This window comes from Bacteroides sp. A1C1 (genome assembly GCF_004328515.1).
GTDB classification, from domain to species: Bacteria; Bacteroidota; Bacteroidia; order Bacteroidales; family Bacteroidaceae; genus Bacteroides; species Bacteroides uniformis.
Genome location: NZ_CP036491.1, coordinates 309,449 through 334,879, shown reverse-complemented (window position 1 = coordinate 334,879; position 25,431 = coordinate 309,449). Strand labels below are relative to the sequence as shown.

Below are 25,431 nucleotides of genomic sequence, written 5' to 3'. Positions count from 1 at the left end.
GTATTGGCTAAACATCTATATAGGTGATGCTCAGCGTTCAGTCTGAAAAAGCATGTTGATAGTGATGTTTACCGAAATGTGTTGTCTTTAGTCGGATATTCTCATCGGTGGAATTAATTGGTTAGTGGGTGCAAAGGTAATGATTTCCACTGAATAACAAAGGTTTTTGCGATATTAATATCGTGTCGTCAAGAAGTTAATATCGTGTTTGCAAGAAATTAACTTCCTGCAGACACGATGTTAATACTTTATTGGTTCTGTTACTTCATGGCCGAAGCATCGAACGAGAGTGGCAGTAATTCTCCCACATTCTTCAGCTCGTAGATTCCCTTTTTGCCATACAGCAACACCCGCATTGGCTGCTTGAAGCGCTTCTCCGTTTCGAGCATCACTTGCCGGCAGGCGCCGCAGGGCGGGATGGGAGACTCCAGGAACTCGTCGTGCTCGTTGCGTGCGGCAATGGCGAGGGTGGTCACTGCCTGGTCGGGATGTTGGGAGTTGGCATAGAATAGGGTGGTGCGTTCTGCACACAGCCCGGAAGGATAGGCGGCGTTTTCCTGGTTGGTGCCGGTCACTACAATACCGTTTGCCAGTCTGGCTGCAGCTCCTACCGAGAAGTGGGAGTAAGGGGCATAGCTGCGGTTGGTAGCCTCGCGGGCGGCATCCATCAGTTCGCGGTCGGCGGCATCCAGTTCTTCATAGTCGTATATCTTGACGGCGATTTCGATATTTAATTCTTTCATAAGGCAAAGGGTTATATTGTAATTAATGTTACAAAGATAGGAAAGAGATTGGTTATTTCAATTCTTTTACGGACTTTTGTGCAGAACTCAACATTTTAAGCATGAAACGGATTTTCAGACTGACTGCTATCATAGCATTTCTTTTTATTTCCATAACAACAGTGCAGGCACAACGCCGGAATGCCCGCTACAATGAGTATATCAAACAGTATGCTCCCCTTGCCGTGGAGCAGATGCAACGTCATAAGATACCTGCCAGCATCACGCTGGCCCAAGGGCTGTTGGAGAGCGGTGCCGGATACAGTGAGCTGGCGCGCAAGAGCAACAATCACTTCGGCATCAAGTGTGGAGGCAACTGGCGCGGACGGACGGTGAGGCATGATGACGATGCCCGCAATGAATGTTTCCGCGCTTATCGCAATCCGAAAGACTCTTATGAAGACCATTCCGATTTCTTGAAACGGGGAGCACGTTATGCTTTTCTTTTCAAACTGAAGATTACGGACTATAAGGGTTGGGCGCGCGGCTTGAAGAAGGCCGGCTATGCTACCGACCCGTCGTATGCCAACCGCCTGATAACCATTATTGAGGACTATGAACTGTATAAGTACGACAGCCGTGGCATGAGCAAGCGCGATGTCCGCAGTTGGGAGAAGGAACTGAAAAAGAAACCTTGGCTGGCCAATCCGCATCAGGTGTACATTGCCAACGATATAGCTTATGTCGTGGCGCGCGACGGAGACACCTTCCAGGTGTTGGGCAAGGAGTTTGACATCAGCTGGAAGAAGCTGGTGAAATACAACGACCTCCATAAAGAATACACACTGGAGGCGGGAGACATTATTTACTTGAAAGAAAAGCGCAAGAAAGCCGCCAAACCCCATACCGTCTACATAGTGAAAGACGGTGATTCCATGCATACCATTTCCCAAAAGTACGGCATTCGTCTGAAGAACCTTTATAAGATGAATCGCAAGGATGCGGAATACGTGCCGGAGATTGGCGACAGATTGAGATTAAGATAAAGAAGCTATCCGAAAATGTACAGGGTGTCCGAAAACGGACACCCTTCTTTTTTCTTTTTTCGCTTACTTTCAGGGGTTTATGATTTTGGCATGGATTTAGTATATATTAAGCGTTATGTTCGCAAACAATAAAATTTAAAGATATGGATAGAGAAATTCCGAAAGAAGTGCGTAATAAAGAACGCAATAAGAAAATCATCCGCTACGGTGCTATCGGCGTGGCAGGTATCGTAGTGGTCAGTGTACTCATTTCATTGATGCGTACGGGAGTGAAGGAGAAAGACCTTGTTTTCTCCCAAGTGGGTAAAGGTACGATTGAAGTCAGCGTCAGCGCCTCCGGCAAGGTGGTCCCGGCATTCGAGGAAATCATCAACTCGCCCATCAATACCCGCATTTTGGAAGTGTACAGAAAAGGTGGCGACAGCGTGGATGTAGGTACCCCCATCCTGAAGCTGGACTTGCAGAGCGCCGAAACCGACTACAAGAAGATGCTGGACGAAGAGCAGATGCGCAGCTACAAGCTGAAACAACTGAAACTCGACAACCAGACCAAGCTGACCGACCTTCAGATGAAAATCAAAGTCTCCGCCATGAAGCTTGACCGCATGAAGGTGGAGCTGCGCAACGAGCAGTACCTCGATAGCCTCGGTTCCGGCACCACTGACAAAGTGCGCCAAGCAGAACTGAGCTACAACGTTTCACAACTGGAATACGAGCAATTACAGCAGCAGTATGCCAACGAGAAGGAAGTGTTGGCTGCGGAATACCAAGTGCAGGAATTGGATTTCAGCATGTTCCAGAAGACACTGGCCGAAACCAAACGTACGCTCGATGACGCGCAGGTGCGTTCGCCCCGGAAGGCCATCCTTACTTATATCAACAATCAGATTGGAGCTCAGGTTCCTGAAGGGACCCAGATTGCCGTCATCTCCGACTTGAGCCACTTCAAGGTGGAAGGCGAGATTGCCGATACTTACGGTGACCGTGTGGCTGCCGGCGGCAAGGCCATTGTGAAGATTGGCAGCGAAAAGCTGGAAGGTTCCGTAAGCAGTGTTACTCCGCTTTCAAAGAATGGTGTAATATCCTTTACCGTGCAGTTGAATGAAGATAATAACCGCCGTCTCCGTTCCGGTCTGAAGACAGATGTATACGTGATGAATGCGGTGAAGGAAGACGTGATGCGCATAGCCAATGCCAGCTATTATGTGGGACGTGGGGAGTATGAACTTTTTGTACGCAATTCCGATAAAGAAATCGTAAAGCGCAAGGTGCAGTTGGGCGATTCCAACTTTGAGTTTGTAGAAGTGGTCAGTGGCTTGCAACCGGGTGATGAAGTGGTGGTGAGTGATATGAGTAACTATAAGAACAAGAATAAGTTGAAATTGAAATGATAAAGTCTTACTTAAATAAGTCTGGGAACTGTTGAAGCAGAACAAACTGTGGCGCGCAGTATCAGTCGCATTCCACCTACGGAAGCCCTGCGTGACGGATAGATGAAAACGGACAAGGTGTTCATTTTCGGACACCTTACTGCATGTATAAATAGCAGATAATCAATAATAAACGATTTTGGTACAACTTTTGACCTCTTGAAGCAGAAATTGTGCGGAATAGAAACAGAACAGAATAATAACAATTTCTGATTATCCGTTTATGCACCTGTTATATTCGCAATTACTAGTCTGTCAAAGAGTTTGTCTCCAAAATACCGTCTGTTTAATTTGTAAATAAACTCGTTGAGATACAACTGTAAGTATTTCCTTTTGATTTTATGGTAGTTGCCCAGCAATGTCCGTTTTGCATTACTGATTGCGATATGCACCCATTTGAGTGTTTCCTTGGTGGTTTTGGCGTCTGATTTCTCGGTGACGTGCAATTCCACCAGATCGGAGATGTCAACGTAAGAAGTGCTTTTGTCCGAAAATACGATGGCATCATCCTCCATGCAGTCCCTGACCACGCCGTTGATTCCTTCACTTTGATGGCTATCCAGTACCCTGGCCTTGAAATAACGCACATGCTTCTCCTTTTTGCCCGTTTCGATATCTTCCAACGGGGTGCTTTCGGCCATCACCGCAACGTTCTGCTTTCCCTCGGCTCCCCGGCCACGTGTACCCTTGCCTCGCTCGATTTCCTTACTGGCCACCGAAAAGTTAACGAATTCTTGCGGTTTCTTTCAGCGCCGCCAATACCGCCAGCCCGTCGCGCAAGGGGCGCGGCTCGTGTGTGCGGATGAAGTCAGCTCCACCTGCGGCGGCGGCAAGCTCTGCAGCGAGTGTCGCGGCCCCGACATCCCCCGGACCACGGCCTGTGAGCGCGCGCAGAAAGGATTTGCGCGAAACAGACAGAAGCACCGGCAAATCGAAGCGCAGCCGCAATTCATCGAACCGCGCCAGCACCGAGAGCGAGGTTTCGGGAGCAGCCCCCAGAAAAAACCCCATGCCGGGATCAAGGACAAGGCGGTTGCGTTTGATACCGGCACCCGTCAGCGCCGCGATGCGCGCGTCAAAGAACGCCGCAATGTGATCCATGATGTCGCCAGCGGGTGCCTCGCGCCGATCTGCCTGCCCGTCTTGCACCGAATGCATAACGACGAGTTTGGCAGATGATTTCGCCAATTGCGGATAGAACGCAGCGTCTGGAAAACCGCGAATATCATTGAGATAGGCCACACCACGCGACAAGGCATAGGCTTGCGTCGCGGGTTGATAACTGTCGAGCGAGACGGGAATGCCATCTGCCTTGAGCGCGTCCAGCACCGGCGCGATACGCGCGATTTCTGTGTCGGACGAAACAGGCGCGGCGTCGGGATTGCTGGATGCCGGACCGAGGTCGATCACATCTGCCCCCTCGGCCATCAGCTTACGCGCCTGCGCAATGGCTGCGTCTGGCGCCAGATACCGGCCTCCATCGGAGAAACTGTCCGAGGTTATGTTGACGATGCCGAAAATGATGAGCGATTTATTCATGGGGGCTTCTATAATAATACCTAAAATCCGCAGGTAGTTAATTAGGATGTTTAAAGATTCTGATTATCCGTTTATGCACCTGTTATATTCGCAATTACTAGTCTGTCAAAGAGTTTGTCTCCAAAATACCGTCTGTTTAATTTGTAAATAAACTCGTTGAGATACAACTGTAAGTATTTCCTTTTGATTTTATGGTAGTTGCCCAGCAATGTCCGTTTTGCATTACTGATTGCGATATGCACCCATTTGAGTGTTTCCTTGGTGGTTTTGGCGTCTGATTTCTCGGTGACGTGCAATTCCACCAGATCGGAGATGTCAACGTAAGAAGTGCTTTTGTCCGAAAATACGATGGCATCATCCTCCATGCAGTCCCTGACCACGCCGTTGATTCCTTCACTTTGATGGCTATCCAGTACCCTGGCCTTGAAATAACGCACATGCTTCTCCTTTTTGCCCGTTTCGATATCTTCCAACGGGGTGCTTTCGGCCATCACCGCAACGTTCTGCTTTCCCTCGGCTCCCCGGCCACGTGTACCCTTGCCTCGCTCGATTTCCTTACTGGCCACCGAAAAGTAACCCTCATCCAGTTCTATCATCCCTTCCAGTGTATACCTTGCATCCCGGTTGCCCATCGCCCTGCGGAGTTTGTGTACCATCGCCCATACCGGTTCGTAACGCTTCAATCCTAATTGCTTCTGGAGTTCGTTGGTGGAGAATCCCTTTTTTGTGCAACTCATCAGGAACATCGTTTTGTACCACACCAGAAACGGCAGCTTGGAGCTCTCCATGATCGTACCGCTGCGCAACGAGGTGCGGAAACGGCAACCTTTGCATTCATAACTCCATTTACCCTGTAACCAATAATGGGAAGTGCCCCCGCATCGCTTGCAGACAACCCCTTCCTTATCACGCTGCTCCTTGAAATGCAAACGACAATCTTCCTCCGAACCGAAATGAGCCGTAAAACTGAATATGTTCATAATCCCTGCTTTTTGAGCGCTAATATACTAAAAATATTAGGTGTGTTTGCGGAGAATCAGATAACAATTAAATACTTACCATTATGATTAAGTTAACTGGCATCAACAAGATTTATCGTACAAACGAGATTGAAACCGTGGCATTGGAAAATGTAAACCTCGAAGTGAACAAGGGAGAATTTCTCAGTATCATGGGACCTTCCGGTTGCGGAAAATCTACGTTGCTGAACATTATGGGTTTACTGGATGCACCCACCAGCGGTACCATCGAAATAGCCGGTACGAAAGTGGACGGCATGAAGGACAAGGAGCTGGCTGCTTTCCGTAACCAGAAGCTGGGTTTTGTGTTTCAGTCTTTCCATCTGATTAACTCGCTGAATGTATTGGATAATGTGGAGCTGCCTTTGCTGTATAGAAAGGTGTCTGCCAAAGAACGCCGTCGTCTGGCGGAAGAGGTGTTGAAGAAGGTAGGTTTGAGCCACCGCATGCGCCACATGCCTACACAGCTCTCCGGTGGACAGTGCCAGCGTGTAGCCATTGCCCGCGCCATCATCGGCAATCCGGAGATAATCCTCGCCGATGAGCCTACCGGTAATTTGGACTCCAAAATGGGTGCCGAAGTCATGGAGCTGTTGCATCAGCTGAACAAGGAAGACGGACGTACCATTGTGATGGTGACTCACAATGAAGAGCAGGCCAAACAGACCTCGCGTACCATCCGCTTCTTCGACGGACGTCAGGTGGAATAATTACTGCTTAGAAACTATCAACTATTAATTATCAACTATCAATAAATGAAATGCAAACCGTAAGACAAGCTTTTACTATCTTGAAGCAGAATCCGCTGCTGAGTACAATTTCCATACTGGGTACGGCGTTTGCCATTACCATGATTATGGCTATTGTGATTATTTGGCAAACGAAGTATGCCGATTTGGAACCGGAAGTGAACCGTAGCCGGTGCCTTTACTTTTCTGCCATGCATATAAGCAGCAAGACAGAGGAGGGGGTACAAAACTATAATACTCCTTCACCGGCATTTATGAAAGAATGTATACAGCCGTTATCCGAAGTGGAAGCTTGTACTGCTTTTGTTCCGGCCAGTGCCGCTTTGGTGTCTCTTACAGATGGTAGCAACCGGGTAAAGGTGGATGCTATGCAGACCGATCAGGGCTTTTGGAAGGTATTCAGCCTGCAGTTCATGGCAGGACACGGTTTTGGCGAAGAGGATCGTGCAGGAGGTACAAAGGCTGTTGTGGTTTGTGCTTCTGTGGCACGGAAACTGTTTGGTACGACAGATGCGGTGGGACAGCAGTTATTGTTGAACCGCGAACCGGCGCGTGTGATAGGAGTGGTAAAGGATGTTTCTGTCACCGCAAAGGATGCTTACGCACAAGTATGGAGTATGTATCCGGCCGATAAGTTGGAAGTGACTTCGGTATGGAGTTATGGTGGTAGTGTTCATATTGCTGTGCTGGCACGTACATCCGACGATTTTCCGGCTATCAGTCAAGGTATTGCCAAACGGATAGAGGCTGTCAATGCAGGATTGGGAGATATGCAGATAGACATCATGGAGCAACCGGATGACATCGTGGCGCATGTGAACCATGTATGGGCTAACGTAGGACCGGATGTGACGATGCTATACCTGCAATATGCCATTGCATTGTTCATCATTCTGTTGGTGCCGTCGCTCAATTTGTGCGGGCTGAGTAACAGCCGGATGCAGCAGCGTACCTCGGAGCTTGGGGTACGTAAGGCCTTCGGAGGAACGCGCGGTGTACTGATACGCCAAATTCTGAATGAGAACCTGGTACTGACACTGCTTGGCGGTGTGGTAGGATTATTGTTCAGCTACGTAGCTGTATGGGGAATGCGTACCTGGCTTTTTACCAATAGCCAGAATGTCGGTACAGCCGGTGACTTTAGCTTGAGCATGGAGGCATTGTTCAGTCCCTGGGTATTTCTGCTGGCTTTTGCTTTCTGCGTGGTCATCAATACGCTTAGTGCCGGACTGCCTGCATGGATGGCAGCAAGACGGACAATTGTAGATTCACTGAACGATAAATAAAACAAGAAGTATTATGAAATTCATTTTACACAACTTACGCATGATATGGGCACGCCTGAGCAATAGTGGGTGGGTCTTGGCCGAACTTTTTTTGGTATTCATCGTGATGTGGTTTCTTTGCGACTCTCTGGGATGTATGAAATATACTTTCTATCGTCCGTTGGGATATGATATCGACCATGTTTATCGTCTTACTACGGTTCAGGGAGGCGAGAGTCGTGATACTGCATTGCTCGATGCCGACAAGTATCTGAATATCCTGAAAAGGCTGGAACAAGAACCGACTGTAGAGGCCGCTTCATTGAGTTATTGGAGTTTGCCTATGAGTGGCGCAAATAGTTATAACTCGCTGGCTGTACAAGATACCATCGGGCAGAACGGGCGTATGATTTATGCTACCGGTGGATATACCCGGGTTTTCCATATGCAGGAGGAACAAGGACGGACTTTTGCCGCTTTGCCTATCGGCATCAATAATGTGATGTTGAGTCAGGCTATTGCCGATGCCTTCAAGGAACGGCTACCGGAATTTTCACTCAACACACCGATGAAATGGCGTGGAGATACTGTGAATACTGTTACTCAAGGTGGCATTGTCGGCAGTTTCCGCGATTACCGCTATGGTAATGACGCTCATTGGATTTTTATGCGCCTGGGCGAGCAACTTATGCGTGAGGAATTCGGCAGTCAGCAGGCACAGATAGTTTTCCGTGTAAAGCCTGCAGCCGACGGACCGGACTATCGGGAACAATTTCTCCGCGAGATAGCACCGAGGCTGGATACGGACAATATATTTGTTGCCGATGCGGAACCTTACACGCAAATGCAGGCACAGTTTGAAGTGATGTATGGAGATACGGACAAAGTGAATAGTCAGACAATAGTGGTATTGTTCCTTTTGGGTAATGTCTTTTTGGGGCTGATAGGCACTTTCTGGGTTCGTACGCGCCGTCGTCGCTCGGAAATAGCCTTACGGTTGGCGATGGGTAGTACCAAGCATCAGGTTTTTTCCCTTCTTATGGGGGAGGGGTTACTGCTGTTGGCATTGGTTACTTTGCCTGCTATGCTGGTATGTTACAACGTAGGTGTCGGCGAATTCACCATTGGACGTACTGCATTGATTGCGACCTGGCCGGTAGAGTGGAGCATGATACGTTTCCTGATAGGCTCATTAGGTGCTTGGCTGTTGATAGCACTGATGGTGATGATGGGTATTTGGTATCCGGCCCGGCAAGCCATGAAGATAGAGCCGGCAGAGGCGTTACATGAAGAATAAGAAAATAATATCAATGATAAAAAAGAACGTATCATCTGTTTGTATCGAACACATCACTTGTTTGGGGCAAATATATCATCCGTTCGTACTAAATATATTATCTGTTTTTTGAGTAAGTAATCATCGTAATAAATAAGCAAGAATATGAAGACAAATATTATAGGTGTTATCATCGCATTGGCATTGGCATTTGCAGGCGTAATTTGTGCATGGGGACAAGATAACAAAGTGAGTGAAGTACGTAAGGTGGAGGCATTCTCATCCATCAGGATAACTTCTGTGGGTACGGTTTATTTCACACAGAGCGACAGTTACTCCCTACAGATTGAAGGACGGGAGAAGTACGTGAAGAATACGGAGAGCACAGTGAAGGATGGTCATCTCACCATCGGCTTCAAGGATAAGAAGGTGCGCAACCAAAATGACGGTGTTACCATCCGTCTCTCGGCTCCGGACTTAAAGATGGTGGAATTTATCGGTGTGGGTGAATTCAACTGTGAGGAACCCTTGAAACTGGATAAGCTGGAGTTTGAAGTGAAAGGCGTGGGTGATGTACATGTGAAGGATTTGACTTGCCGTGACCTGAGGGTGGCTTTACGTGGTGTGGGCAGTGCCGACATCCATGTAGTTTGCGATTATCTCTCTGCCAAAGTAGGTGGAGTCGGTGAAATTACTTTGAGTGGAACTGCCGGGCATGCTGACATTTCTAAAGGAGGCATAGGCGAGGTAAATACTGATAATTTGAAAATAGGCCGTTGAGATGATAAAGCAATTTTTCACACAAGCTTGGGCACAGTTGCGGCAGCAACCGATGATTAGTGCCGTCACCATAGCCGGTACGGCACTTGCCATCTTCCTCATCATGCTGGTGGTGATGATGCAGCAGGTGAAGGTGGCCCCGTTTGCCCCTGAAAGTAACCGTGACCGCTTTCTGCACGCCCATTATATGAGCATTACCAACAAGAGTTGGGGCGATGGAACCAGCAACGGACCGATGGGTATAAAGACGGCGCTCGAGTGCTTTAAATCGCTGAAGACACCGGAAGCGGTAACGATTTATACCTGCATGGTGGTTTCTACCCCCGTGAATCTGCCGGGACAACCTGCAACGGGTATCGATTTGTTGCAGACAGATGATACCTTTTGGCATGTATTCGATTTTTCGTTTGTTGCAGGAAAGGCCTATGACCGGGCTACGTTCGACGCCGGACTGCCCGTGGCAGTGATTACGGAAAGTGTGGCGCGCCGGCTGTTCCAGACAACGGAGGCCGTGGGCCGTGAATTCCTCTTGAACCATGCTCCTTATACAGTGGCCGGCGTAGTGAAGGATGTTTCTACTTTAGCCAACACAGCTTACGCGCAGGTATGGGTACCCTATACCTCTACTGAGATAACGAAGGATACCTGGAGCGACGAACACATGGGGATGATGAGCGTCACCATCCTGGCAAAAAGCCGCGAAGATTTTCCAGCCATCCGCGAGGAAACGGAGCGCCGCCGTCAGGAGTACAACACGATAATCGGTGAGAACGGTTATTCGTTGATTTACCGCAACCGTCCCTACGACCAGGAGAAGAGTGCCGCGGGCATGGCTGCCAACATCGAACCGGACGTGGACCAGGCGCGCAGACAGCGCCTCATTATCTTCATCATCCTACTGATTGTTCCTGCCATCAACCTCAGCTCGATGACACAGAGCCGTTTGCGCCAGCGTGTGGCTGAGATCGGTGTACGCCGGGCATTCGGTTCAACAAGACTGGAACTGATGGGGCAAATCATTGCAGAGAATTTGGTGGTGACACTGTTGGCAGGGATTCTGGGATTGTTACTGAGCGTCGTGTTTGCTTATTTGGGAAATACCCTGCTGTTTGCCCAGGAATTCAGCCAGACGCTGAGCCCTCCCGCCGTGGATGCAAGTATATTGCTGCATGGCTCTACTTTTGGCTGGGCACTGCTGTTCTGCTTTGTGCTGAACTTATTGAGTTCCGGTATTCCCGCATGGCGTGCATCGAGGGTAGGCATTGTAAATGCATTGGGTGGACGCTTGCATAAATAATCCCGTGTCACTAAACATTAATCGCTGAAGAAAATGACTAAGAAACTTCTTATACAGATAAAGAATGAATGGCTCTCAAACCTATGGTTGGTGCTGGAGCTGCTGGTGGTGAGCGTAGTGATGTGGTACGTGGTGGACTATCTCTATACTCGCGCCGCTACCTACCTGGAGCCGAAAGGCTTTGATATCGAGCATTGTTACCTCATCGAGTTGGGTGAACTGACACCCAAAAGCCCCGACTACATAGCCGGGCATACCTCTCAGCAGACCCACGATGACATAGCCAAGTTGCTGGAGCGTCTGCGCCACCGGCCAGAGATAGAGGCGGTGAGCCTTTCACAGAATTCGTACCCTTACAATGGAAGCAATTCAAGCGCTGAAGTGAGCTACGATACGTTGCGTTCTCCCGGTTGGACTATCCGGAGGTTGGTGACACCGGATTTTCCCCGTGTATTTCGCTATCGGGGCACGCGTGGCGAGACACCCGAACAATTGGCTGAAATGTTGGAACGCGGGGATTTCATGGCTTCGGACAACCTTTTTAGTAAGTATGACCGTAGGATGACCGACTTTGTGGGCCAGCGGTTCCATCTCTTTGGGGACACAACGAAGACCTACCGGCTGGGTGCCGCATTGCAAGATGTACGCTATCACGATTACGACCAGGCACGAAGCTCATATTCCATGATGGTGAAGCAGAATTTCTACTATGTCGGTCTCGAACTTTGTGTCCGTGTCCGTGAAGGGCAGGACAATGACTTCATTGAGAGGTTGAAGGCAGACAGTGAGAGCCAGTTTCGCGTAGGAAACATCTTCATTTCGGAGATACGTTCTTTCAAGGACATCCGCCGCAACTTCCAGCAGGCATGGACCAATGATATCCGTAACTATGTGATGGGTATGGGATTCCTGCTGCTGAACATCTTCCTCGGCTTGCTCGGAACATTCTGGTTCCGTACGCAGCAACGCCGTTCGGAAATAGCGCTGCACAAAGCGCATGGAGCGACAGACCGTGCCATCTTCATCCGGCTGCTTAGTGAAGGGATATTATTGTTGGCAATTGTCACTCCTGTTGCATTGCTCATCGACTATAATCTGGCGAATCTGGAATTGAACTCCTGGAGGAACGGTACGACATTGGAGTGGGGCCGTCTGCTGCTCTGTGCCGCGATCAGCTTTGTGTTGATAGCCCTCATGATTATTATCGGCATCGGCATCCCCGCCCGCAAGGCGATGAAGGTACAGCCCGCCGAAGCTCTGCACGACGAATAATTTAATTTTCAATTTTTAATTATTTATGATACGTCTCTACTTTCAGCAAGCCTTCTACCATTTGCGGGAGAATCCCATTATCACTTGGGTGTCCGTGATAGGTACCGCTCTTGCCATTTGCATGATTATGGTGCTTGTCATCACCCTGCAAGTACGTATGGTAGATTGTGAGCCGGAGATAAACCGCTCGCGTTCGCTTTATGTTTCTACCATGGCAGTAAGGTATAAAGGAACTGACCATGGGGCATATGGGCACATGTCTGTACAGACGGGTAAGGGATGTTTTAAACAGCTTTCTACGGCAGAGGCCGTCACGCTTATATCTTTACCGGAAAAAGTGCGTGTGTCGTTGCCCGCTGGAGCAAAGCTGACAGCGGATATGGTGCAGACGGACGAACAGTTCTGGCACATCTTCCGTTTCCGTTTTTTGAGTGGTAAAGGTTTCAGCAAGGCAGACAGCGATGCCGGAATACCTTGTGCCGTTATCTCGGCTACCGTGGCGCGTCGGTTGTTCGGCACTACGGAGGTAACGGGGCAGACATTGCAACTGAATCATGTGGATTACCGGGTTTCAGGTGTCGTGGCCGATGTTTCCATGCTTGCCACTTCAGCATACGGGCAAGTGTGGGTACCTTATAATTCGACCGATGCTGCCGGTTTTGCCTGGTGGGAAAATACGATGGGGCAGATGAAGGCTGTGATATTAGCACATTCGTCGGCCGATTTTCCGGCTATTCGTGAAGAGGCGGAGAGATTGCGCCTTGCGTATAACGCCGGTCTATCCGAAGCGGAAACCTTTTATCGTGACCAACCCGATGGGGTGTTTGCCAATCTGTATCGTAAATGGGACCATTTGCCGGATATGAAGGGGATTGTTTTGCGTTACGCGCTTGTCATCACCATCTTGCTACTGGTGCCTGCCATCAACCTTTCTTCCATGACCCTCTCGCGGATGCGGAAGCGTATGAGTGAAATCGGGGTACGCAAAGCTTTCGGTGCTACGGGTAGTGAACTGGTAAGACAGGTGTTTTTCGAAAACCTGCTGCTCTCTCTGTTGGCGGGTATGCTGGGGCTGGCTTTGAGTTACGGTGCTACTTTTTTATTGAACGGCTTCCTCTTTGGCAATAGCGCCAATGCCTATTTAAATGGAGACACTTCACTGACACCTGGCATGTTACTTTCTCCATGGGCTTTTCTGTCGGCTTTCGGTTTCTGTTTGCTGATGAATTTGCTTTCAGCCGGTATCCCGGCATGGAGGGCTTCGAGGATGAATATAGTGGATGCAATCAATCAGAGGGGGGAATGACATATGAAGAATATATTGGTTCAGATTAAGAATGAATGGCGTTCCAGCCTTTTCCTTTTTACGGAACTGCTGCTGGTCTTTGTGGTGCTTTGGTACATTGTGGACTGGACACTGGTTACTCTTCGTGTTTACAATGCCCCGATGGGTTTTGATACGGAACATTGCTATAATATTGCAGTCAGTAAGCTTACTCTCAAGTCTACTGCTTATAATTTCGATTTGACCAAGGACGATGATATGCGGCATCTTGTGGAACTTGCCGAACGTTTGAGGCATCGTCCAGGTGTGGAAGCTGTGGCACTTTCTCAGAATTGCTTTCCTTATAATGACGGTAGCAACGGTCTCAATCTGGGGCTGGATACTATATCGGAGAATGTTCATCTGCTTTGGGTGGAACCTGATTTTTTCCGTGTGTTCCGTTATGGTAGCTCGGATGAGGAGATGTTGACCCACATGGCCGCTGCCATACGGGATGACCATATGGTCGTTTCTTCCAATCTTTTTGCAGCCTATCCTGAATTGCACCTGAACAATGCAGCTTCTTTACAAGACCGTGAACTTACACTGTTGAATTTCGGTAGTGATGAACGGTGCCGCGTAGGGGCTGTCGGCACACCCGTACGTTGGTCGCACTTCTATACTTCTTCAGAGTGGGGAGGTACTTATGCAGCTTTGCATCTTAACCTTGACAGACTGAAAGAATATGGAAATCCACGATACATCACTCTCAGTCTTCGTGTCCGTCCTGATGCCGATTCCGGCTTTATGGAGAAGCTTATGGAGGATGCTGACCGCCTCTATCAAGTAGGGAATCTCTATCTGCTCGATGTAACTTCTTTCAAGGATTTGCGCGAGATATGCGAACGTGAGGACATGAATGAAGCCAAAACCCAGCTTTGTGTGCTCGGCTTTCTGTTGATGAATATTTTTCTGGGCGTTATCGGCACTTTCTGGTTCCGTACACAGCAGCGTCGCCGTGAAGTGGCACTCCGTATGGCTATGGGAAGTTCGCGTCAAGGTGTCTTCCTCCGTCTGATGTCGGAGGGTATATTGCTGCTTACCCTTGCAGCCGTTCCTGCCGTCATTATTGCCTTCAATGTGGGAATGGCGGAGTTGGTGGATGTTGAGAAACTTCCTTTCGGCGGAGGGCGTTTTCTGGCAGCTGTTGTGGCAACCTGGTCGCTTATGGCTGTCATGATTGTTGCAGGTATTTGGTATCCGGCAAGAGGTGCCATGAAGGTGCAGCCTGCCGAAGCATTACATGATGAATAGAAAGTTATGAAACAAATTTTAGCTCTTATCCGCCAGAATCCCTTTTTCAGTGCTGTTTCCGTCATCGGTACGGCAGTGAGCATCACCTTTGTCATGGTCATTTACATGGTGTATGACATCCAGACGGCTGACTTGGCTCCTGAGTCGCACCGCAGTAGTATGGTATATTCTTCTTATGGATATTCTTACCGTAAGTCCGACCGCAGCAATTCCAATACGGGTATGTCTTATCGGGCTGTCAACGCTATTTTTAAGGAACTTCCGGGAGCAGAACTTGTCACCTATCTGGGACCTACCTATCTTAGATACTGTGGGGAGTCGCCAGCGCGGGGAATGCGCCGCACGGTTCGTCAGGTGGATTTGAACTATTGGCGTGTCTACGACATCCCTCTTGTGGCAGGTCGTCTTTTCAGTACCGAAGAGTTCGATGCTTGCCGGGATGTTGTGGTTATAGGTGAACAGCTTGCCCGCGAAGCTTTCGGGTCTGCCGAAGCAGCCATTGGCAAGAATTATTTTGTTAACTTTCGCCCTAAACGCATTGTGGGGGTCACCAAAGATGTGAGCTCTCTGTTCACATTTGCCTATGGAGAGTTGTGGATGCCTTATTCCACCCGGAATTCCGATTTGGGCAGTGAAGGGCTACGGGGAGATTTCGAGGCTGTGGCCCTTGTCAGGCCCGGTGTCGGTAGAGAGGAGCTCAAGCGGCAGATAGAACAGTCGCTTGCCCGCTTCAACGAGACACTGACTGAGTATAAACTGGAACTTCCCGATCTCAGCACTTATACGGAACGGCAGTTCTTCCGTAATGATACGATGAGCCCTGCCGTAACCTGCATAATTCTGGGTCTGATATTACTGATTGTACCTGCTATCAATGTCAGCGGACTTATATCTTCGCAAATGTCCCGTCGCATGGCTGAGCTTGCGGTAAGGAAAGCATACGGTGCCAGCTGTTCTACTTTAATGGTGCAGTTGCTCCGTGAGAATCTGGCTTTGGCATTTGCCGGCGCATTGCTCGGTTTTCTCTTTTCATGCATATTCCTATGGCTGGGTAAGGATTGGATGCTTGGCTATGGCGCTCCCGGAACGAATTTTGATGTAAGTGTCTGGCTTTTCTTCCGTCCCACGGTTTTCGTGGCTGTATTGGTGGTGTGCCTGTTGTTCAACCTGCTTTCTGTGTTTATTCCGGCCTGGCATGCCACCCGCCGTCCCATAGCCGAGGTTCTTGGTGGAGAATGAACGGATAAACGAATCCCAATTAAAAAAACAGTAACGAGTATGATACATTCTATTTTACATCAGATATGGAACCAGCGCCGCAGTAATGGCTGGCTGTTTGCCGAGCTGTTGATTGTATTTACATTGATGTGGTATTGTGTGGATGTGCTCTATGGCTTTACCCATGCAGAACGGCAGCCTAAGGGGTATGATTTGGAGCATGTCTATAAGATAAGGATTTCCTGCAACCCCACACAGATAGTACCGTGCACATCGGAAGACAGTCTGCAGACCTTCTGGTTCAAACCGATGGAGGAGGTGCTCCGGCGTATCAGGCAATATCCTGCTGTGGAGAGTGCGGCCATGTGGTTGGGTACCGATACCTATACCCGCGGGCGTGTTTACCAGGGGTATACGACGGACAGCGTACATGTTGTCGAGACTACAGTACGCTATGTGTCTCCAGAATATTTCGACGTCATGCGCATTCCGTTGTTGCAGGGGAATGTCGTAGACTGGAATTCCACTGCCAGTCCTTTGCCTGCCGTGGTGACCTGTGATCTGGCAGACAGCCTTTTTCAGACAAGTACTGGGGCGGTGGGCCGCGAGTTCCTGGATTATTACAGCGGAGGTCTCCGTTACCGTGTCTCTGCAGTCTGTGCCTTGCAGAAGACGGATGATTACGCCCGTTACGGACCTTTTGTTCTGACTCCTTTCCCTGGTTGGTTCTATGAGGCCCAGTACCTTCCGTTCATCTCCCTACGGATACGTCCGGAGGCAGATACGGATAATTTTGCAGCCTGTTTCTATCAGGATATGACGTCGCAGCTGCAGGTCGCTCCATTCTATCTTTTCGACATACAGAGCTATAAGGACCAGAAGATAGAACGGGATGCTGCCGAAGGAATCACCCCATATATCCGTAGTGCAAGGCTCATTGTGATATTCTTCGTTTTCAATGTATTCATTGGGCTGATGGGAACTTTCTGGTTCCGTACCCGCCATCGTCGCAGCGAGATTGCCTTGCGCATGGCCATGGGCAGCAGCCGTGGAAGGATACGTTGGCAATTGCTGGGTGAAGGGTTGCTGCTGTTGGCGCTTGCTTCTATTCCGGCTTTGATAATATGTATTAACATGGTTATGGCAGATGTCACTTTTACAGAAGCCACGGATGCCACTTGGGGGAGATTTGTCATATGCGTTTCTATTGTCTGGGTATTGATGGCACTAATGGTGATTGCAGGAATCTGGTATCCGGCTTCACGGGCCATGGAGGTGCAGCCTGCCGAAGCATTGCATGATGAATGAGTTTTTTTTGAGTAATCTGTACTCATTCTCAATATAACTTGTATATTTGCGTGACGAATAAGAGTTTTTGCGTTGAGTATACAAAATCTATATTATGATGAAACGCCTTTTCTTTCCATTGCTTGCAGGCTTGTTGTGGTTGATGTCGGGAACACTTTCGGCTGCGGAACGTACGTACAATGTACTTTTCATACAGTCTTATACAAAAAATACTCCTTGGCACAGCCTCCTGACAGAAAATCTGGAGAACGGACTGAAAAAGGGGGGAGTTAGAGCCAATATCATTACCGAATATCTGAATGCCGATTACTGGTCTTTCGCTTCCGAATGTTTCATCATGCGCCGCATTTGCCAGCGTGCCAGGCAACGGAAAACGGACTTGATTGTGACTTCCAGCGATGAGGCTTTCTTCACATTGACCCATTGCGGTGATTCCCTGCCTTATCAGATACCGGTGGTGGTTTCGGGCATCAAATACCCGGATGAGAGGGTCTTTGAAAGAATGCCCAACGTCTCTGGCTATGTTTCGAAAACGGATTTCGATGTCTTGCTGGATGCGGCTGTCCGTATGTTCCCTTCCCGCAGGGAGTTGGTTTGTCTGTCCGACAGCAGTTTCCTGAGCCTTAAAGGGGTCAGGGCTGTGGAAGACTCTTGGGAACGCATAAAAAGCAACTATCCGGAGCATGAGTTGAAAGTGCTGAACGTGCAGGCCAAGTCCTTGAACTCTATCATCACTTCCATTTGCTATGACTACAATGCCTACAAGCATATTGTTATAGCTCCCAAATGGATTCCTTTTCTTTCCTTGAAGTTGAAGGCTCCCGTGTTTACCAGCCAGAACCTGGCTATGACGAACGGTGTGCTGTGTGTGTATGATGCCGTTCCCGGAGAGGATGCCTTTGCTGCCGGCCGGCAGGCTGCAAGTATTTTGAAGGGCAAGTCACCCGCCTCATTGGGAGTAAAGGACTTTGGGGGCAAGTTGCTGTTCGATTACAAACAGTTGCAGTTTTTCCGTGTGGACACGAACCGTGCGGAGAGCAAGGGCATCATTTTGAATATACCGTTGATGGAGCGTTACCGTGTCTGGTTCATTCTGTTCTATTCGCTGATTGTCGGGGCATTGGTGCTGCTGGTTGCCTGGCTTTTCCGTGCCAACCGCAGGGAGTCGCGTAAGCGCATACATGCCCAGACCCGCTTGTTGATACAGCACCGCCTGGTGGAGCAGCGCGACGAGTTCGACAATATCTTCTGTTCCATTCGCGACGGCTTGATTACGTATGATACCGACCTGCGCATCCATTTTGTCAACCGTCCGTTGTTACAGATGCTGGGACTTTCTTCCGAAACCTATACGTCCCGTTTCTATGAAGGGCAGATGGCCGGCTCCATTTTCAGGATTTACATGAATGGAGAAAACATCTTGCAGGACTTGTTGAAGAAAGTACGTACCGGAAAGAGACCTATTTCTATTCCGGAGAAAGCCTTCATGCAGGAAAACCATCAGGGAACGTATTTCCCCGTTTCCGGCGAGGTAGTACCTATCTTTGCCAATGAAAAGATGACGGGAATGGCGATTGTATGCCGCAATATCTCCGAAGAAGAGATGCAGAGACGCTTCTTCAATATGGCGGTGGAGGAAAGCTCCATTTATCCGTGGCAGTACAACATGCATATGAACCGTTTCCATTTCCCGGGTGGATTGCTGCGCCGTTTCGGGTATACCGGTGATACGGACTTGCTGGCACGTGATGAGATGGACACCCTTATACATCCGGAAGACTTGCTGCATACGCGCAGGAATTTTGATGCCATTCTGTTGGGCAATGAAATCAATTCACGGATGAGTTTCCGGTTGAAGAGTGCGGATGGGAGCTATGAATGGTGGGAGTTCCGCAGTACCGCTTATGACGGACTGACGGTTGATACCCCATACATGGTATTGGGAGTATGCCAGAGCATCCAGCGTTACAAGGATACGGAAGAGGCCTTGATTGCCGCACGTGACCGTGCCTTGCAGGCCGACAAGCTCAAATCTGCGTTTCTTGCCAATATGAGCCATGAGATACGCACCCCTTTGAATGCCATTGTCGGCTTCTCGGATTTGTTGAAGGATTTGGACGCTTTTTCTCCGGAAGAGGTAAAGCAGTTCGTCGAAACAATCAACATCAACTGTACATTGCTGTTGGCGTTGATAAACGATATTCTGGACCTCTCGCGCATAGAATCGGGCACGATGGACTTTAAGTTCGGAGCATTCAATCTGGCGTTCATCATGCAGGAAGTCCATGAATCCCAGCGTCTGAGTATGCCTCGGGATGTAGAGCTACGTATAAAGATTCCGGAAGGGGAAGACAAATTGGTCATCACCGATTCCGTCCGCTTGAAGCAGGTCGTGAACAACCTGATAAACAATGCCAAGAAATTCACGGTAACGGGCAGCATCACCTTCGGCTACGTCACGAACCGGGAAGGATATACCACCATCTTTGTCGAAGACACGGGAAGCGGTATCTCCGAAGACGCCCAGAAACATATCTTCGAACGCTTCTACAAAGAAGACAGCTTTACGCAGGGTGCCGGTTTGGGGCTGAGCATTTGCCAGACCATCGTAGACCGCTTGCATGGTTCTATCTCGGTCTCCTCAGAGTTGGGAAAAGGAACGCGTTTCGAGGTGGTGATACCGGATGCGAACGAATAATCATTCAATCCGTTTGCAGGCATTGGCTTGCAGAAACTCCTCCAATATATCCTCGTAATTGCCGTGTAACATGATGTGGTGGTTGCCCAGCGGTGTCTTGAGGAAATAGTCGGCAGGGGAGTTCATTTTTATCCGTACTTGGGTGCGGCACATATTGATGTAGTTTGTATTCTCAACAAGCGTGCCGGTGCTCAGGTAATATTCGTCCAGACTTTCGTTCCCGCATTTCACGATGGTTACATCTCCTGTCGGCAGGATTCCCTGAATACCGATGCCGATTTCCGTCTCAAAATGGTTGCGTATGATGAACTGCTCCGTTTGTGCGATACCGATGGTACAATGTGCCAATATGATTTCATTGGTACGGGCATTTATCATGGAAGGATTGGCCATGAAAGAGTTCTTCCCTGTCAGCACTTTTACGGCCAGCATGGTGAAGACGGATTGCAAATCGCCTTCACATCCGGCAATGATTCCTTCGTCGTTCAGCAAGGCAAGGGCAAGGCAGCCGGTGGTTCCCGTTTGGTCTATCAGACGGAAGCAGCTGAGGGTAATGGCGCTCAGTCGCTCTTCCTCTACAATCCTCTTGATGGCTCGATACAGCCGCATGGCCTTTATCATGTCTTCGGGGCTTGCCTCTCGGCAGGCAAGCGCTTTTCCTGCCAGTCCGGCGCATGCTTCGCCCACCTCGTCGTCCGTTATCTGTCCGTAGTATTCATAAATGCGGTCCAATGAGACGTCTGTGTACTCGATACCCCAGCGGCGTTTGGCAAGCAGATAATCCACATTGCTGGCAATGAGCCAACTGGACGGAGTGCCCATTACGCCGATGCGCATGCCGAAAAGGCTGCGTTGTGCCATGAAATTGCTGTGCAGGACAAAAATACGCTTGATGGTTTCGGGGAGCTCTCCGTGAAGAATCTCGCTTTTCATTCCCCGGCCGCGCAGCCAGGAAGATATTTCGAGAGCGGCGGCCAGTGAGTTCTGCATGCCGTCTGCCAGGAGGATGGCGGGGCGGGGAAGGGATTCGAAATGCTGGATTACCAGCCGTTCCACACCTCCGGTGGCAATGAATATAATACTGAAGTCATCGGGTGATAACTTGTCTATATCTTTGTAATCAATGAAGTTGACGGTAAAGTATTTTTCCAATTCAGTCAATATCACTTCGTGGGAGCTACGGACTGATGCTTGTTTATGCAGTATGGAAGCAAAAGTTATAAGGTTGATGACCATGGTGTTATTTACAATTTGACTATTTACTATTTACAATTGAGCCAGCTTGGTTCGTTTGCTTTTTCAAAGATACAAGTTTCCGTTTACATATCATAGAGTTTTTACGATAGATAAGTTTTTTAAAGTTTTTATGGTCTTGCCTTCCTTTTGGTTTCAAATAATTCGCTACATTTGCAACTTTAATGATAAAGTGATAGCAATATCACTTATAAATAGTCTATTAAATAGTAAATTGTAAATTGTCAAATAGTAAATAACCTCATGCCAACAATATCTATTCGCGGAATGGAGATGCCCGCATCTCCTATCAGAAAACTGGCTCCTTTGGCAGATGCTGCCAAGCAGAGGGGCATACATGTATTCCACCTGAACATCGGACAACCCGACCTGCCTACTCCGGAAGTCGCGATTGAAGCGATACGGAACATCGACCGGAAAGTTCTGGAATACAGTCCCAGTGCGGGGTATCGCAGTTACCGCGAGAAGTTGGTGGGTTACTATGCGAAGTACAATATCAATCTGACTGCAGACGACATCATCATCACTTCCGGCGGCTCGGAGGCGGTCTTGTTTTCTTTCCTGGCTTGCCTCAATCCGGGTGATGAAATCATTGTTCCCGAGCCGGCCTATGCTAATTATATGGCGTTTGCCATCTCTGCCGGAGCTAAGATACGCACCATTGCCACGACCATCGAAGAGGGTTTCTCGTTGCCCAAGGTAGAGAAGTTCGAAGAGCTGATTAACGAGCGCACGCGGGCCATTTTGATTTGCAATCCCAACAATCCTACGGGTTACCTCTATACACGCCGTGAAATGAACCAGATTCGCGACCTTGTGAAGAAGTACGATTTGTTCCTCTTCTCGGACGAGGTGTACCGTGAATTTATTTATACGGGTTCTCCCTATATCTCTGCCTGCCATCTGGAAGGCATTGAGAACAATGTGGTGCTGATTGATTCCGTGTCCAAGCGCTATTCGGAGTGCGGTATCCGCATCGGTGCCCTGATAACGAAGAACAAGGAAATCCGGGATGCTGTCATGAAGTTCTGCCAGGCGCGTCTCAGTCCTCCATTGATTGGCCAGATCGCCGCAGAAGCATCGTTGGATGCTGATGAGGATTATCTGCGCGACACATACGATGAATATGTAGAACGCCGTAAATGCCTGATTGACGGATTGAACCGCATACCGGGCGTATATTCGCCCATTCCGATGGGAGCGTTCTATACGGTGGCAAAGCTGCCGGTAGATGATTCGGACAAGTTCTGTGCCTGGTGCCTGTCGGAGTTTGAATACGAGGGACAGACGGTATTCATGGCGCCTGCGTCCGGCTTCTATACTACGCCGGGTTCTGGTCGCAACGAAGTGCGTATCGCATACGTACTGAAGAAAGATGACTTGAACCGCGCCTTGTTTATCCTGCAAAAAGCATTGGAAGCCTATCCGGGGCGAACCGAATAAAATGAAATAATTCATTAGGCGCGGATTACACGGAAAACTTAAGATAAAGACGTTTGTTTCAAATCTTCCGTGTAATCTGCGCCTAAAAAATAATGGCCCATGAATCTATCTCGCTTTATAGCGTTGCGCATTTATCGCAACTCGGAGCCGGGCAAGCAAGTTTCCCGTCCGGCTGTCCTTATTGCCATGGTGGGCATTGCCCTTGGACTGGCGGTGATGATTATTGCCGTGTCCGTCATTGTCGGCTTCAAGAGCGAGGTAAGGGATAAAATCGTGGGTTTCGGTGCCCATATCCAGATAGGCAACCTGGATGCTGCACGCTCATACGAGACGCGTCCGGTGGTGGTGGGCGACAGCATGATGGCTGCGCTTTCCGATTATCCCGAAGTGAAGCATGTACAACGCTACTCCACCAAGCCGGGGATGATAAAGACCGCCGATGCCTTTCAGGGAATGGTGCTGAAAGGTGTGGGGCAGGAGTATGATAGCACCTTCTTCCACCGCCATTTGCTGGAGGGGGAGTTTCCGCAATTCAGCGATTCTGCTTCGTCCAACCGCGTAGTCATCTCAAAGTCTCTTGCCAACAAGCTGCAATTGAAACTCGGTGACAAGATAGACACCTACTTCATCCAGGACGATGTGCGTGCCCGCCGCCTGAAGATTGCAGGTATCTACCAAACCAACTTCTCTGAATACGACAACCTATTCCTGCTTACCGACCTCTACCTGGTGAATCGCCTGAACAACTGGGAGCCAGACCAGGTGAGTGGCGTGGAGCTGGAAATACGCGATTATGACAAGCTGGAAGAAACCACCTATGAGGTAGCTGCCGATACGGACGGGAATCCCGACCGTTATGGCGCCGAGTATTGCGTCCGCAATGTAGAGCAGCTCAATCCTCAAATCTTTGCCTGGCTGGGCATCTTGGATGTCAACATCTGGGTCATTCTCATTCTGATGATTGGAGTGGCGGGGTTCACCATGGTATCCGGCCTGCTGATTATCATCATAGAGCGTACCTCCATGATAGGTGTGCTGAAGTCTTTGGGAGCCAACAACTTTACTATTCGTAAAGTTTTCCTTTGGTTTTCGGTCTTCCTCATCGGGAAAGGCATGCTCTGGGGGAACATAATCGGCCTTGCATTCTATTTTGTGCAGCGCTGGTCCGGCTTGTTCAAGCTCGACCCTGAGACCTATTATATGGCTACTGTTCCGGTATCTTTCAATATCTGGCTGTTCCTGCTACTGAATGCCGGTACATTGCTGGCTTCAGTCCTGATGTTGTTGGGCCCTTCATTTCTGATTACACGCATCCATCCGGCAACTTCCATCCGTTACGAATAAGAGAATCACTTTCTCAGAAAATCGCTTTTCTTGCGGAACAGACAGTACCATTTCCAACGTAAAGACTGTATCGGCTGCAATAGGTCGAAAGCCGGTAGTGTGAAGTAATATCTACGTTGTTCTTCCAGGTCGCGGGCAGTCTTGTTGACAATGACGGCCTGCAGGGTGAAACGGAACAGGAACAAAAGACAAGCGACGCCTGCTGCCAGCCAGTGGAAGTGCATAATGCCGATGAATATCGCTGCTATCCAGGATGCGTGGAATACCAGGCGAGTCAGGGTCTCAAAACCGGCCAGCCAGCGTTGCATCCCATGATACAGCCGTGCTGTGGAGGCGTAACCTATTTTCTCTTCTTTCCAGTCCTTGGCACGCAGAAGCGGTTGCATGCGTACAATGGCATTGGCATCCGTTTCTACCCGCGTGTTCTCCGGGGTAGCCACGTGGTTGATGAACAAATCGTCGTCTCCCCGTTGCAGGTTGAGGTGTGCGGAGAATCCTTTCTGTTGGTAGAAGAGTTCCTTCCGGTAGGCCAGGTTACGCCCGATGCCCATGTAGGGGCTGCCTGCCAGGGCAAATCCCAGATAGCGCATGGAAGTGAACAGATTGTCGAATGCCACCCGTTTGTGCAGCCAGCCTTTGCCGCGTTCGTAGCCGCTGTATCCTAGCACCACTTGGGTACGTGATGTGAAGTTGCGTGCCATCAGTCGCAGCCATTGGTTGCTTTGGGGCATGCAGTTGGCATTGGTAAACACCAGCCATTCATATTTGCTGGCCTTGATTCCAAGCGTCACAGCCAGCTTCTTACGGCTGATGTAGCGGGAGGAATCGGGCACGAAGCTGTGGTAGAGATGGGGGTATTTCTCCTCGAGGATGGTCAGGTAATCTTCGCTCTCATCAGTGTTGCCGTCGTTAATGACGATGACTTCAAATAGGGGATAGTCCTGCTCCAGCACGGCGCCCAGGTTGCGGCGCAGATTTTCGGATTCCTCGCGGGCGCAGATGATGACGGATATGGGGGGCAGTTCCTGGGTGAAGTGCATGTTTCCCTGCTTCACGGCACGGCGGCGTGCATGAATACGGTTGTAGAGACAGAGGTAGTAGATAATTTGAATAAGGAACAGACCACCCGCTACGGCGAGTACGATAATTTCAGTTGAATCTAATGTAAATGCTTCCATGTGCAGTAGGACGTT

The 25,431-nt window shown here is 49.3% G+C and carries 20 protein-coding genes and 1 pseudogene; 15 read left to right on the top strand and 6 right to left on the bottom strand.

Going from position 1 to position 25,431, the window contains the following annotated elements; translation table 11 throughout:
• Positions 1-260: 260 nt before the first annotated feature.
• Positions 261-743, bottom strand: coding sequence for a cytidine deaminase (cdd, locus tag EYA81_RS01445; protein WP_005837423.1), 483 nt, complete (start codon positions 741-743; stop codon positions 261-263).
• Between the two features lie 101 nt (positions 744-844).
• Here cdd and EYA81_RS01440 point away from each other — a divergent pair, with 101 nt between their 5' ends.
• Positions 845-1,768, top strand: coding sequence for a glucosaminidase domain-containing protein (locus EYA81_RS01440; RefSeq protein WP_035448747.1), 924 nt, complete (start codon positions 845-847; stop codon positions 1,766-1,768).
• Between the two features lie 143 nt (positions 1,769-1,911).
• Positions 1,912-3,159: an efflux RND transporter periplasmic adaptor subunit gene (locus EYA81_RS01435; protein WP_131225290.1), complete on the top strand. Its 1,248-nt coding sequence runs from the start codon at positions 1,912-1,914 to the stop codon at positions 3,157-3,159.
• Positions 3,160-3,419: 260 nt separating this feature from the next.
• Here the strand turns inward: EYA81_RS01435 and EYA81_RS01430 are convergent.
• From EYA81_RS01430 to EYA81_RS01420, 3 genes and pseudogenes are all read right to left on the bottom strand, one after another.
• Positions 3,420-3,920: pseudogene (locus EYA81_RS01430) on the bottom strand (IS1595-like element ISBbi1 family transposase); the annotation flags it as partial.
• Between the two features lies 1 nt (position 3,921).
• Complete coding sequence (sul2, locus tag EYA81_RS01425) at positions 3,922-4,737, bottom strand: sulfonamide-resistant dihydropteroate synthase Sul2 (RefSeq protein WP_001043260.1); 816 nt, start codon at positions 4,735-4,737, stop codon at positions 3,922-3,924.
• Between the two features lie 71 nt (positions 4,738-4,808).
• Entirely contained in the window at positions 4,809-5,717 is a 909-nt protein-coding gene (locus tag EYA81_RS01420; RefSeq protein WP_005807145.1) for an IS1595-like element ISBbi1 family transposase, read from the bottom strand.
• Between the two features lie 83 nt (positions 5,718-5,800).
• Between EYA81_RS01420 and EYA81_RS01415 the strand changes: the two genes are divergently transcribed.
• From EYA81_RS01415 to EYA81_RS01365, 11 genes are all read left to right on the top strand, one after another.
• Complete coding sequence (locus EYA81_RS01415; RefSeq protein WP_117601249.1) at positions 5,801-6,466, top strand: ABC transporter ATP-binding protein; 666 nt, start codon at positions 5,801-5,803, stop codon at positions 6,464-6,466.
• A 50-nt stretch (positions 6,467-6,516) separates the two neighbouring features.
• Positions 6,517-7,791, top strand: a complete 1,275-nt coding sequence (locus EYA81_RS01410; RefSeq protein WP_117601248.1) for an ABC transporter permease — start codon at positions 6,517-6,519, stop codon at positions 7,789-7,791.
• 13 nt (positions 7,792-7,804) lie between these two features.
• Complete coding sequence (locus EYA81_RS01405; RefSeq protein WP_117601247.1) at positions 7,805-9,067, top strand: ABC transporter permease; 1,263 nt, start codon at positions 7,805-7,807, stop codon at positions 9,065-9,067.
• A 144-nt stretch (positions 9,068-9,211) separates the two neighbouring features.
• Complete coding sequence (locus EYA81_RS01400; RefSeq protein WP_117601246.1) at positions 9,212-9,826, top strand: GIN domain-containing protein; 615 nt, start codon at positions 9,212-9,214, stop codon at positions 9,824-9,826.
• 1 nt (position 9,827) lies between these two features.
• Positions 9,828-11,123, top strand: coding sequence for an ABC transporter permease (locus EYA81_RS01395; RefSeq protein ID WP_131225289.1), 1,296 nt, complete (start codon positions 9,828-9,830; stop codon positions 11,121-11,123).
• Between the two features lie 33 nt (positions 11,124-11,156).
• A complete protein-coding gene (locus EYA81_RS01390) occupies positions 11,157-12,395 on the top strand; it encodes an ABC transporter permease (RefSeq protein ID WP_117601244.1) in 1,239 nt (412 codons plus the stop codon).
• Positions 12,396-12,420: 25 nt separating this feature from the next.
• Positions 12,421-13,701 carry an ABC transporter permease gene (locus EYA81_RS01385; protein ID WP_131225288.1) on the top strand — a complete coding sequence of 427 codons (1,281 nt, stop codon included), beginning with the start codon at positions 12,421-12,423 and terminating at the stop codon, positions 13,699-13,701.
• A 3-nt stretch (positions 13,702-13,704) separates the two neighbouring features.
• Positions 13,705-14,973 (top strand): ABC transporter permease, encoded by a 1,269-nt coding sequence (locus tag EYA81_RS01380; RefSeq protein ID WP_117601242.1) that lies wholly within the window; start codon positions 13,705-13,707, stop codon positions 14,971-14,973.
• Positions 14,974-14,979: 6 nt separating this feature from the next.
• Entirely contained in the window at positions 14,980-16,212 is a 1,233-nt protein-coding gene (locus tag EYA81_RS01375) for an ABC transporter permease (RefSeq protein ID WP_131225287.1), read from the top strand.
• 39 nt (positions 16,213-16,251) lie between these two features.
• On the top strand, positions 16,252-17,499 hold the full coding sequence (locus EYA81_RS01370; protein ID WP_117601240.1) for an ABC transporter permease: 1,248 nt from the start codon (positions 16,252-16,254) through the stop codon (positions 17,497-17,499).
• Between the two features lie 94 nt (positions 17,500-17,593).
• Positions 17,594-20,197 (top strand): PAS domain-containing sensor histidine kinase, encoded by a 2,604-nt coding sequence (locus EYA81_RS01365; RefSeq protein WP_117601239.1) that lies wholly within the window; start codon positions 17,594-17,596, stop codon positions 20,195-20,197.
• Here EYA81_RS01365 and EYA81_RS01360 read toward each other — a convergent pair whose 3' ends face one another.
• Positions 20,198-21,433: a fucose isomerase gene (locus tag EYA81_RS01360; RefSeq protein ID WP_117601238.1), complete on the bottom strand. Its 1,236-nt coding sequence runs from the start codon at positions 21,431-21,433 to the stop codon at positions 20,198-20,200. It abuts the gene before it with no gap.
• A 261-nt stretch (positions 21,434-21,694) separates the two neighbouring features.
• On the opposite strand from EYA81_RS01360, the gene EYA81_RS01350 reads away from it, so the two are divergent.
• Both EYA81_RS01350 and EYA81_RS01345 read left to right on the top strand, forming a co-directional pair.
• Positions 21,695-22,894 (top strand): pyridoxal phosphate-dependent aminotransferase, encoded by a 1,200-nt coding sequence (locus EYA81_RS01350; protein ID WP_117601237.1) that lies wholly within the window; start codon positions 21,695-21,697, stop codon positions 22,892-22,894.
• A gap of 99 nt (positions 22,895-22,993) precedes the next feature.
• A complete protein-coding gene (locus EYA81_RS01345; RefSeq protein ID WP_005837409.1) occupies positions 22,994-24,238 on the top strand; it encodes an ABC transporter permease in 1,245 nt (414 codons plus the stop codon).
• A 5-nt stretch (positions 24,239-24,243) separates the two neighbouring features.
• Here the strand turns inward: EYA81_RS01345 and EYA81_RS01340 are convergent, their stop codons facing one another.
• The gene (locus EYA81_RS01340) at positions 24,244-25,416 is read right to left on the bottom strand and encodes a glycosyltransferase (RefSeq protein ID WP_131225286.1); all 1,173 of its coding nucleotides are present in this window, start codon (positions 25,414-25,416) and stop codon (positions 24,244-24,246) included.
• Positions 25,417-25,431: the final 15 nt, after the last annotated feature.

Excerpts from the sequence above, each read along its gene's own strand:
- cdd (WP_005837423.1), bottom strand. The coding sequence starts at position 743 with ATGAAAGAATTAAATATCGAAATCGCCGTCAAGATATACGACTATGAA.
- EYA81_RS01440 (WP_035448747.1), top strand. The coding sequence starts at position 845 with ATGAAACGGATTTTCAGACTGACTGCTATCATAGCATTTCTTTTTATT.
- EYA81_RS01435 (WP_131225290.1), top strand. The coding sequence starts at position 1,912 with ATGGATAGAGAAATTCCGAAAGAAGTGCGTAATAAAGAACGCAATAAG.
- sul2 (WP_001043260.1), bottom strand. The coding sequence starts at position 4,737 with ATGAATAAATCGCTCATCATTTTCGGCATCGTCAACATAACCTCGGAC.
- EYA81_RS01420 (WP_005807145.1), bottom strand. The coding sequence starts at position 5,717 with ATGAACATATTCAGTTTTACGGCTCATTTCGGTTCGGAGGAAGATTGT.
- EYA81_RS01415 (WP_117601249.1), top strand. The coding sequence starts at position 5,801 with ATGATTAAGTTAACTGGCATCAACAAGATTTATCGTACAAACGAGATT.
- EYA81_RS01410 (WP_117601248.1), top strand. The coding sequence starts at position 6,517 with ATGCAAACCGTAAGACAAGCTTTTACTATCTTGAAGCAGAATCCGCTG.
- EYA81_RS01405 (WP_117601247.1), top strand. The coding sequence starts at position 7,805 with ATGAAATTCATTTTACACAACTTACGCATGATATGGGCACGCCTGAGC.
- EYA81_RS01400 (WP_117601246.1), top strand. The coding sequence starts at position 9,212 with ATGAAGACAAATATTATAGGTGTTATCATCGCATTGGCATTGGCATTT.
- EYA81_RS01395 (WP_131225289.1), top strand. The coding sequence starts at position 9,828 with ATGATAAAGCAATTTTTCACACAAGCTTGGGCACAGTTGCGGCAGCAA.
- EYA81_RS01390 (WP_117601244.1), top strand. The coding sequence starts at position 11,157 with ATGACTAAGAAACTTCTTATACAGATAAAGAATGAATGGCTCTCAAAC.
- EYA81_RS01385 (WP_131225288.1), top strand. The coding sequence starts at position 12,421 with ATGATACGTCTCTACTTTCAGCAAGCCTTCTACCATTTGCGGGAGAAT.
- EYA81_RS01380 (WP_117601242.1), top strand. The coding sequence starts at position 13,705 with ATGAAGAATATATTGGTTCAGATTAAGAATGAATGGCGTTCCAGCCTT.
- EYA81_RS01375 (WP_131225287.1), top strand. The coding sequence starts at position 14,980 with ATGAAACAAATTTTAGCTCTTATCCGCCAGAATCCCTTTTTCAGTGCT.
- EYA81_RS01370 (WP_117601240.1), top strand. The coding sequence starts at position 16,252 with ATGATACATTCTATTTTACATCAGATATGGAACCAGCGCCGCAGTAAT.
- EYA81_RS01365 (WP_117601239.1), top strand. The coding sequence starts at position 17,594 with ATGATGAAACGCCTTTTCTTTCCATTGCTTGCAGGCTTGTTGTGGTTG.
- EYA81_RS01360 (WP_117601238.1), bottom strand. The coding sequence starts at position 21,433 with ATGGTCATCAACCTTATAACTTTTGCTTCCATACTGCATAAACAAGCA.
- EYA81_RS01350 (WP_117601237.1), top strand. The coding sequence starts at position 21,695 with ATGCCAACAATATCTATTCGCGGAATGGAGATGCCCGCATCTCCTATC.
- EYA81_RS01345 (WP_005837409.1), top strand. The coding sequence starts at position 22,994 with ATGAATCTATCTCGCTTTATAGCGTTGCGCATTTATCGCAACTCGGAG.
- EYA81_RS01340 (WP_131225286.1), bottom strand. The coding sequence starts at position 25,416 with ATGGAAGCATTTACATTAGATTCAACTGAAATTATCGTACTCGCCGTA.